This window comes from Thermodesulfobacteriota bacterium, from assembly GCA_036482575.1.
Taxonomy (GTDB): Bacteria; Desulfobacterota; GWC2-55-46; order GWC2-55-46; family JAUVFY01; genus JAZGJJ01.
In genome coordinates this window covers 1-9,622 of the sequence record JAZGJJ010000173.1, presented here as the reverse complement: position 1 = coordinate 9,622, position 9,622 = coordinate 1, and the positions used below count along the sequence as shown (strand labels likewise).

The 9,622-nt window shown below is 58.5% G+C and carries 10 protein-coding genes; all 10 read right to left on the bottom strand.

Annotation, left to right across the window (positions count from 1 at the left end; genetic code table 11):
- Positions 1-18: 18 nt before the first annotated feature.
- The 10 genes from V3W31_07635 to V3W31_07590 all read right to left on the bottom strand — a co-directional run bounded on the left by V3W31_07635 (position 19) and on the right by V3W31_07590 (position 9,377).
- The gene (locus V3W31_07635) at positions 19-363 is read right to left on the bottom strand and encodes a DUF192 domain-containing protein (GenBank protein MEE9614805.1); all 345 of its coding nucleotides are present in this window, start codon (positions 361-363) and stop codon (positions 19-21) included.
- 267 nt (positions 364-630) lie between these two features.
- The gene (locus tag V3W31_07630) at positions 631-1,554 is read right to left on the bottom strand and encodes a type II secretion system F family protein (GenBank protein ID MEE9614804.1); all 924 of its coding nucleotides are present in this window, start codon (positions 1,552-1,554) and stop codon (positions 631-633) included.
- A 19-nt stretch (positions 1,555-1,573) separates the two neighbouring features.
- Positions 1,574-2,548 carry a type II secretion system F family protein gene (locus V3W31_07625; GenBank protein ID MEE9614803.1) on the bottom strand — a complete coding sequence of 325 codons (975 nt, stop codon included), beginning with the start codon at positions 2,546-2,548 and terminating at the stop codon, positions 1,574-1,576.
- Complete coding sequence (locus tag V3W31_07620; GenBank protein MEE9614802.1) at positions 2,545-3,858, bottom strand: CpaF family protein; 1,314 nt, start codon at positions 3,856-3,858, stop codon at positions 2,545-2,547. Before V3W31_07620 ends, V3W31_07625 begins: the two co-directional genes overlap by 4 nt.
- A 15-nt stretch (positions 3,859-3,873) precedes the next feature.
- Positions 3,874-5,013, bottom strand: a complete 1,140-nt coding sequence (locus tag V3W31_07615) for an AAA family ATPase (GenBank protein MEE9614801.1) — start codon at positions 5,011-5,013, stop codon at positions 3,874-3,876.
- A 41-nt stretch (positions 5,014-5,054) separates the two neighbouring features.
- Positions 5,055-6,326 (bottom strand): pilus assembly protein TadG-related protein, encoded by a 1,272-nt coding sequence (locus tag V3W31_07610; GenBank protein MEE9614800.1) that lies wholly within the window; start codon positions 6,324-6,326, stop codon positions 5,055-5,057.
- 9 nt (positions 6,327-6,335) lie between these two features.
- Positions 6,336-7,673: a pilus assembly protein N-terminal domain-containing protein gene (locus V3W31_07605; protein MEE9614799.1), complete on the bottom strand. Its 1,338-nt coding sequence runs from the start codon at positions 7,671-7,673 to the stop codon at positions 6,336-6,338.
- Entirely contained in the window at positions 7,670-8,554 is an 885-nt protein-coding gene (cpaB, locus tag V3W31_07600) for a Flp pilus assembly protein CpaB (GenBank protein MEE9614798.1), read from the bottom strand. Before cpaB ends, V3W31_07605 begins: the two co-directional genes overlap by 4 nt.
- 48 nt (positions 8,555-8,602) lie before the next feature.
- Positions 8,603-9,124: a TadE/TadG family type IV pilus assembly protein gene (locus tag V3W31_07595; protein MEE9614797.1), complete on the bottom strand. Its 522-nt coding sequence runs from the start codon at positions 9,122-9,124 to the stop codon at positions 8,603-8,605.
- A 37-nt stretch (positions 9,125-9,161) separates the two neighbouring features.
- Positions 9,162-9,377 carry a hypothetical protein gene (locus V3W31_07590; GenBank protein MEE9614796.1) on the bottom strand — a complete coding sequence of 72 codons (216 nt, stop codon included), beginning with the start codon at positions 9,375-9,377 and terminating at the stop codon, positions 9,162-9,164.
- Between the last annotated feature and the right edge of the window lie 245 nt (positions 9,378-9,622).

The following is a 9,622-nucleotide window of genomic DNA, read 5'->3' as shown; positions in this document are numbered from 1 at the left end:
TGGCAACACGCCGGGTCATTATGTGGAAAAGCGCAGCGTATCTCCCGCCCTCGTCTCTGTCGCCGATAGGGTCCCGGCCGGAAGTTCCAGGACGGTCTTTGCCTTAAAGACGATCTTTGAAAGCCTGTTAGGAGGTATATTCTCCCTTGCTTCTACGACCACGTTGTCCGCGTCCAGGAAGAGCACGTCTATGGGGAAGCTCATCCCGATGGTATGGATACCCCGGCAGGGCTTTATCCACAGGGCCTCCCCGTCTTCGAGGCGTTTTCTTCCCAGGAGCCCCTTCATGCGGGCGAGGACACTGTCCGCTACTACCACGTTATGTGAGAGTTCCCTGTCGTTTTTCAGATTGAAGGCCTTCATCCGGGTAAGCGGTCTTTGAGGTCGTTTCCGTCCGTTCCGGGAAGAGGCGGCTCAAGAGGTGAACCCCCCTTCGCCCTTCCTCGCCCCTCTCCGGCCCCCCGGGCCCATGAAAGTCTTTGCCGCCGTGGGCTGTCCCCTGGTGCGGGGGGAAACCTACGGCGGTCGTTTTATGGCAACTCCTGCCGCGCCGTCCCCGGCCGCCAGGCCGGGGATTATTGCAATAGACCGGGGGGGAGGGGGGGGGAGGGGGGGGTCCGTTCCGGTCTTCTACAGGTCTGAAAGGGTCGATACTATCCTTATGAACGCGGGCACCAGTATTACTATGAACATGGATGGAAAGAGGAGGAATACGAGAGGGAACATGAGTTTTATGGCCGTCTTGGCCGCTTCCTCTTCCGCCTTCTGTCTCCGCTTGGTCCTGAGCGTATCCGAGTGTACCCGCAGCGAGTCGGCGAGGCTGGTGCCCAGGCGTTCGGTCTGGATGAGCATGGCGGCCAGTGCCTTGAGGTCCTCTTCCATCGTCCGTTCGCCCATATCCTTTAGCGCCTCGTAGCGCGGCTTTCCCGCCCGTGTCTCCTGGACCGTGATGTTCATCTCTTTTGCCAGGGGGCTCTGTAAGAACTGTTTGTCTTCATAGACCCGTATCATGGAGGCGTCTATGCTCAACCCGGCCTCCACGCAGATCGTTAAAACGTCAAGGACGTCCGGAAGGTCATGGAAGATCTGGAGCTGCCTGTTCTTCACCATTCTCCTGAGCCCGAAGCTCGGGGCTATGTAGCCCATGCAGCCAATGATGGCCGCATAGAGCATCGTGGTGTTCATGTCGTGTCCCGCCGGCAGTGCCAGGAACACGAAGTAGAGCACCGGAAGGGCCGCCGCCGATAAGAGCTTGATCCCTATAAAGACGGGCACCATTTCCCCTCTGAGGCCCGCCGCCACCATCATTTTTCTGTACTTGCCGTACTCTTCGGGCCGGAGGGGGATCTTCCCGCCCAGGTTCTCCATGAACTTCTCCCAGCCGCTGAGCGGCCTGTGGAGGGAGGATACTTCCTCTCTTCTCCGGACCTCCTCCGCGATGCTGTCCAGCCTGTCATCCAGCCCGCCCTTTTGGGGGATAACCAGGTAGAGGAAGGCAAACAGGAGCGCGCTTGCTACCACGAACGTAAGGGCTATCACTGCGAATACGGACATAAGGACCCCTTATAGTCGGTTAAATTTTTATATCCACTATTTTTCTGATAACGAAGAAGCCGGCCACCATGCCGCCGCCGGCGAGGTATAGGGCGTATATCCCCCAGGGGACGTTGAAGAACTCCTCTATATAGCCAGGTAGTGTGACGTAGAAGATCGCGGCCATGACAAACGGTACGGCCGCCAGGATGTATCCGGAGAGTCTTGCCTGGGCCGTATAGACCCTGACCTGCCGCCTTATCTTCAGGCGTTCCCTTATGGTATGCGCGAGCCTTTCGAGTATTTCACCGAGGTTACCGCCGACCTCCCTGTGGATGTTCGTGGCCATTACGAAGAACCTCACGTCGGTGCCGGCCATCCGCTTCGACATATGGTCCAGCGCTTCCCTCATGGAGAGCCCCAGGGCCTGCTCTTCGTATGCGGTCCTGAAGAGGCCCGCTACGGGCTCCGGCATTTCGGTGCCCACCATCTCGATGGCCGCGCTCAAGGAGTGCCCGGCCTTAAGCGAGCGCGAGACCATATCGAGGGCGTCCGGGAACTGCTCGGTGAACTTTTTGACCTTGGCGGAGCGCATGTAGTTTATAACCATTAGTGGCACTACGGCACCGACCGGTATCAGGGCGAGGGGGATTATCATCCCCTCGGTGAAGAGAAGCCCGAGCGTGCACGCGAAGACAGCGGACGCGACCACCAGAAGGAATACCATCTTCACGTCCCACTTGACCCCCGAGCTGTCCACGAAGTCGTCAAGTTTCCTTACGAGAGAGGACTTGAAGAGCACCCTGTCGAGGGGGGACATCTCCTTCAAGAGTTCCACCCTGAGGTCCGCGGGGAAGCGTCTGTCGGCAGCGTCCGAGGCGAGGCCCCTCATGCGCTTTCTGATCTGGTATCTCGGCGAGGAGCGTACCTCCACGACCCACATGTAGAGGGTGATGACGGCGAGGAACGCCGCGAAGAAGAACATTACGACTATGTGTAAAGGCGCCAGTATCATGTTTCCCTCTCAGGTTCGAAAATTTTAGACGGGATGTCGATCCCATGCAGCTTGAGCTTGTCCATGAACCTCGGCCTCACGCCCGTGGGCTTGAACTCGCCCAGCACGGTGCCGTCCGGTCCGATCCCTTTCCTGTCGTACAGGAAGATATCATGCATCACTATCGTGTTGCCTTCCATCCCGGTTATCTCGGACACCCTCGATAGTTTCCTCGTGCCGTCCGGCAACCTTGAGAGCTGTATAATCACGTGCAGCGCGGAGGAGACCTGTTCTCTTATGGCCCTTTCGGGGAGGTCCACCCCGGCCATGAGCACCATCGTTTCGAGCCTGAGCATGGCGTCCCTTGTGCTGTTCGCGTGGATGGTCGAGAGCGAGCCGTCGTGGCCGGTGTTCATGGCCTGGAGCATGTCCAGCGCTTCGTCGCCCCTGACCTCGCCGATTACGATCCTGTCGGGTCTCATCCTGAGCGAGTTCCTGACGAGGTCCCTCTGGGTGACCTGTCCCGCACCCTCTATGTTCGGGGGCCTCGTTTCGAGCCTTACCACGTGCTCCTGCTTGAGTTGGAGCTCGGCCGAGTCTTCGATGGTTACGACCCTCTCTCCCTCGGGTATGGCCTCGGAGAGGATGTTCAGGAAGGTGGTTTTCCCGGAGCCCGTGCCGCCGGAGATGAGGATATTGAGCCTCGCCTGCACGCAGGCCTTCAAGACCGTGGCCATATCCGGGGTAAGGGTGCCGAAGTTCAAGAGGTCGTTTATCTTGAGCGGGTTCGTCCCGAACCGCCTTATGGAGAGCACCGGTCCGTCGAGCGCCAGCGGCGGGATTATGGCGTTGACCCTGGACCCGTCGGGGAGCCGGGCGTCGACGTAGGGGGACGACTCGTCGACCCTGCGGCCGACCTTCGACACTATCCGGTCTATTATTTGAAGCAGGTGGTTATTGTCCCGGAAGACGAGGTCGGTCTTGCTGAGCTTGCCGAACTTCTCTATGTAGACCTGGTCGTAACGGTTAACCAGTATGTCGGCTATGTCCGGGTCCGCGAGGAGCGGCTCCATTGGGCCGAGACCGAACGTCTCGTGCTGTATGTCCGTTATGAGGCTCTCGCGCTCGCTCCTGTTGAGCGGGACCCCTTCATCCCGGATAAGGCCCTCTACTATCCGGCCTATCTCCTTTCGGAGGATGTCCTTCTCTATCAGGCCTACGTTGGAGAGGTCGATGTTCTCTATGAGCTTCCTGTGTATCCTGCTCTTAAGGCTCTGGTAGCTGTCGAGCTTCGATGCCCTCTCGCCCGGTGTTACGTCACTGACCGCCATAGTGTTCTCCGTTGTTTATTTGTTTAGCTTCAGTATGGACTTTGTCATATCCGCGATGGAAGCGCTCAGGGGCGACCGCGGCTTGTAGCTGCTCACGGGGGTTCCTTTGTTAAGGGCCGAGATCGCCGCGTCGTAATCGTTGGGGAGCGACCAGAAGAGCTTGTGGTCGAGGACGCGCTCGGCGTCTTCGATCCGGATGTCTCCCCTCTTTATATACCTGTTGACGACGAGTTTTATCCTGTCGGGCCTCATCCCCGTCTTGTCGAAGTAGGTCATGTACCTCTGCACGTGTTTCAGCCCCGGGAGGCTCATAACAAAGACCAGGAACGTCGTGTCCGACATCTCGATGGCCGTCATGACCCTCTCGTCCAGGACGTTCGACGTATCGACGACGATATAGGGGAACATGTCCTTCAAGAGCGTGAGCAGTTTCCTTATGTCGCCGCCGGGGATGGACGTCGCCTCCTCCACCATGAGCGGCTCGGACAGGACGTGTATGCCCGTCTTGTGCCGCGCGATGACCCCGTTAAGGAAGCTTTCGTCCAGGCGGTTTATATTAAGCGTCGCGTCGCTTATCGTATACGAGGTCTTCAAGTTGAGGAACGTGGTCACGTCTCCCGCGTCCAAGTCCAGGTCCACCAGGAGCGTGGGTTTTTTGGTGGCCTTGTGTATGTCGGCGGCGAGGTTGGTGGCGAGTGTCGTGACGCCCACCCCGCCCTTGGGGCTGAACAGCGCGAATATGCGGCCCTTCTCGCCCTGCGCCCCCGGCTGCGTTATCCAGAGCCGCCCGACTTTCTGGAGCGCCGCGTCCAGGTCCGGCTCGGAGATCGGTCTTAATATGTACTCCGATGCCCCCGCCCGTATTACCTTGAGGATCGTGTCCGAAGATTTATCGGCGCACGTGGCGAAGATGGAGGTCTGTGGGAAGCGTTCGAGGACGGCCTTGATCTTTTCGATAGACCTGTCGACGTCGCCGTCCACCTCGAGTATGACCACCACGGGCCTTTTTTTGTGGATAAGCTCGAACCCCGCCTCGAACGTGGACGCCACGCCGTCCACGACGGCGTGGTTGCCCAGGTTCTTTATGTAGCCGACTATCTTGCTTGCCGAGTCGGTGTCACTGTCTATTACTATGATCGATAGGTTTTGGGTCATATATTATATTCGCTTGTGTAAAACGTCCCTTTCCCTTTTATTTAGTAGACCAGCCTTTGACCGCCAGCCAAGTCCATCAATTGCTTCATATCATCCGGATTATCACAACTGAAGTAACGGGCCACCATCTGGTTCTGTACCGGCGGGTCCAGCGGCTTGGCTCCTACAAACGAAATACCCACCGTATTATTCGAACCACAGTGGGGGCAATTGTCTGGTCCTGGCGCATCAACCTTTGTAACTAGAAGCTCGGCGACGGCCTTAACTTTATAGTGGGTCGGTTGGTCACCCGGACATGAGTTGGGGCCAAACGGAACACCGTAACAGTCGGTAACGTTATCGAAGACAGGGACCAGGACCTTCCAGGCTATCAAGGGGTCGATACCATCCCTCAGGATAGGATTTCCGTCCATGTCGGTTTCCGCCTGTTTATATCTGTCAAACGCATCTTCAAGGTCACTCACGGAGGACACCCCCTGTTTGGACCTGAAGCATAGGTCGCAGATGTCGTATATGGGATACGGGTTTTCCAAGTAAGCGCGTACAACCGGGGGGTTGGGCTGAGACGTAGTGCTTTCATAATTAACCCAACTTGTTCCACAAGCCTGTGCGGTCCCCGGTGGGTTGAAAAGAAACTTTTGCCCCGGGCAGGAGGGGCTGGAAAAATCAATAGGGGTAGTAGCCAAAGGCGTAACCGTATTTATACAAAGTGGAAGCGGGATGAAGGGAAGCCCCTCTTTAGCCGCGATAGCGGTCGCGCCGACCTCCATGGTGTGCTTTCCAAGGACTTTTGCGAAAAAGAGCCCGAAGTTCCCCAAGGGGGCCGATACGGTCCGGCGCGCCACGACCTGGACCGCGTTCACCGGGGTGTCGGTCGGGTCGAAGTCCGTTCCGTCCCAGTTGCCCACCACTATGTCGTCGTAGTCCCCGCCATCGGTGTTGGCGATGTTCAGGTCCTCGGCCGCCGGCGGGGAAGCGCAGTCCGCCGTGTCCGGGTCCGTGGCCGTGGCCGTGACGAGCATGACCTGGGAGCTCGCCGCCGAGTTCTCGCAGGCGAACTTCCACGCCTCCTGCCTCGCGTCCGGCTGGGCCACGCCGTTGCCCTGCAGTTCAGCCACGCCGGCAAGGGCCGCGGCGTCGGCCGCGTTGTAGAGCTGTCCCCTCACGGCGTAGAGGTAGGCTACGTCTATGGCGATGACCATGAAGATGATTAAAAAGAACAGGACCCCGAATATAAGGATAAGGGAGACCCCCGCCTCTTCAAGGAGAAGTCCAATCCCGTTCCTTTTCCAGTTTTTAAGGCAGGGTCTCATCTATCCCTCTTATTCCGCCTCTCCGCTCTGGGACCCTCCGCCCAGACCCGGTATCCACCGGAACTCCCTTTCCTCTTCGGGCGTAAGCGGCTTATCCCCCGGCAGTTCCGGCCTTACGCCCGGCGCAAGCGGCTTTACCAGCCTGGGGGTTATGAAGAACGCGAGCTCGGTCTGCTCCAACTCGTCCCTGGTGCTCCGGAAAAGCGCCCCGAGTATGGGGATGTCGCCGAGTATGGGGACCTTGGTTATGTTCTTCCTCATCTCCTCGGAGAGGAGCCCGGCGAGTACGAGGCTCTCTCCCTCCTTGAGGTCCACGCTGGTGGAGACCTCCCTGGTGTCTATCTCGGGCACGAGAACGCCCTGGAAGCTCAAGTAGCGCGATACGTTGCTAACCTCCGCAGGGTCTATATTGAGCCTTATCATCCCGGACTCGAGCACTTGGGGGGCGAAGTTGAGCTTTATCCCCACCTCCTCGAAGCTTATGGAGACGGTCTGCTCGGCGCCTACGCCGGTGACCTGCTGGATCGGGATCCTCGCGCCGGCGAGGAAGTGGCCCCTTTCGCCGCTCCTTACCACGAGGTTCGGCTCGGCCAGTATCTTGGCGTAGCCCTTCGAGGACATCGCCCGCAGGAATGCGGCCACCCCGGCCGGGAAGTAGGCCACCCCTATCTGCGGGACCATGCTCTCGAGGTCAAAGCCCTCTATCCCGGGGATGACGTCGAAGCCGGCATTACCTCCCAGGTCGCCTTCGGGGGAGGCGACGAAGCCCGGAGTGGTGAACTCGGCGTCGTTACCCTTGGCAAGCATGCTCAACCCGAGCTCCTTTAGTTTTGTCTTGTTTATCTGGGCCACCTTGACCTCGAGCATGACCTGCTCCGGCGTATCCACCTCGAGGAAGTTAAGCACGTTCGGGGCGTAGGCCTTGCTGAGTGCCACTACCTTGTCGATGGTTGCCAGGCTTTTAAGCGTTCCTCTCAAGTAGACGGTGTCCTTTGCCATCTCCACCGTTATGTCGGAGTCCGGCGCCACCTCCCTTACCTGCTCCACCAACTCGCCGAGGTCCCCGACCACAAAGACGTCGAAGAACGTGCGCTTCCCCTCCTTGTCCCACACGATCATGCTCGTGGTACCCACTTTTTTCCCGTTTATGAGTATTTCGGTGGGGGATATAAGTATCATGTCGGCGATGCCGGGGTCGGAGAGGGAGATCCTCTTGCTCACCTTTTTAAGCGAGACTATGGACCCTTTCCCGATGGGCACCTCGATAGGTATCGCGGCCCCGGCCGTGACGGAGAAGGCCAGGGTGAAGAGCACCGCCGTTAAAAACGCTGCGTATCTATTTTTCATAAGGCCTCCTTTTTCACCCTGAATGTTTCGGTTGTCCTTTGACCGTCACGCAGAACCTCCACGGAAACTTTTGTGCTCCGGGGCTTTACAATGCGTTTTGCCGCAGCCTTTCTTTTCCCGCGAGTTTTCACTTTAGCCTTCTTCTTCTTCGCCAGGGTCTCGTCCCCCGCGAGGACGGACTGCATCGTTGCCCCCACGGTTTCCAGTTCCTCGGTATCCCCGGCCTTTCTCAAGAGGAGCTGGAGCCTGCCCTGGGTGCTGGCCAGCGCCAGCTTCTCGGAGTTCTCGGGGGTGAGGTCCATGGTTACGGTGGGGACCTCGACGGGCTTGCCGTCGGGCGCCTGCTCTATGATATGGCCCGTTGCCAGGGCCGGGACGTTCTGGAGGATTATCTTGCTTATGGGCTGGTCCTTGCCGGGCGGCGTCGTCGTAACGATTACGTCGACCTTGTTACCCGGAGAGATGAAGCCGGCCACGCCGGAGACCCTGTCCACCCCGACCGTCATGGCCCTGTGTCCCTCGGGTATCTTGTAGGAGAGGATACCGGTGGGGCCCTCCGTGGGCATGAGCTTTATCTCGGTTATCGGGTCGCCGGGCTGGACGCCCATGAGCGTTACCCTGCCTACCGCGTCGGTGGCGCTTGTGAGCGCCCCCGGCGGCATGCTGGCCTTGGGCCATGCAACGGCCTCTACGTTGGCCAGCTCAATGGCGGTGCCTACCGGGATGGCCATCCTCGCGACCACGACGTCGGTGGTCGCCACGGCCTCCAGCACCCGCTCTTCCTGTGACTTCAGATAGCTGTAAAGGTATATACTCGCAACCGCCGCAATGGCTACCGCAATCACGCCGATTATAAAGACCGCCCGGGGTTTCGCCGCCATAAGAGCCTCCTTAGAGTTTAATTGTAGTAACTGTCAAGAATATGCCCGTTATTCGTATCTCATAGACGCTTCGGAACTCATGCTCGCCATGTCCAGGCCAGGGAAGAGGTTCGGGACGACCGTAAAGACGCCGGAGGTACTGCTGGTGAAACTGACCAAGATGGAGACCGTTACGACCTCTCCCGCTACGGGCGGGGTGCTTCCGCTTCCGGGGAGGCCGCCGGGGACTCTGATGTCTACGGTCACCGTCGCACCCGAGGGAACTCCGGGGGCGGCGCAAACGGTCTCCAGCGTTTTGGTGGAAGCTGACGGGCAGAGCGTGCCAACCAGGTCTTCCACCAGGGCGCCGTCCACTACGGCGACCCTCGCCCCGATCCTGGCGGCGTTGTTGAGCGAATTTTTAAGATACCAGCCCCTGGCGAACTCGGCTATGGCGAACAGGATAATAAGTATGAGCAGGAGTACGAAGACGGTCTCTATGAGGGTCTGTCCCCCCTCCCCCTCCCCCTCGCGCCCGCCTGCCGATACCTTTTCCCGGACTTTCTTCATTTTATAAAAGATTCTTTCCATGGAGTGCTCCTTTGAACATGCGTCGCGAGCGCATTGATTACTCCGCCCTGTATCCCAACCAGCTTCCCACCCCCGATAATGCGTTAGTCACGCCGGATACGATCTCCGGGGAGGAGGCGGCATACACTCCGACAATAGCTATCACTACAACAACTATAAGGAGCGCGTACTCTATGAGCGTCTGCCCCTTCTCGTTACCAAGTGGTACGGGTGCGGCCGTTACGGTATTTGGCGTTTCTTTTAAGTTATTCATAGGCCCATTTACCCTTCTCAACTTTGTTTCTGGTGAGGTGCCGGGCCGAGGACTTTTCATCGAAGAGCCGTTTTTATTGCAAATTTTTTCAGGCACCCCCGATTCAACGGGTGGTCAACGGGTGGTCACGGGGCGGTCTGCAAAGCCAGGGGCTCGTTTGAGGCACCCATACCGGTGGTTTCGTCCGCCACAACTCCACAACTGTTGTATGGCGGAAGTCCCCCCCCTCACCCCCCTTTTAGTCC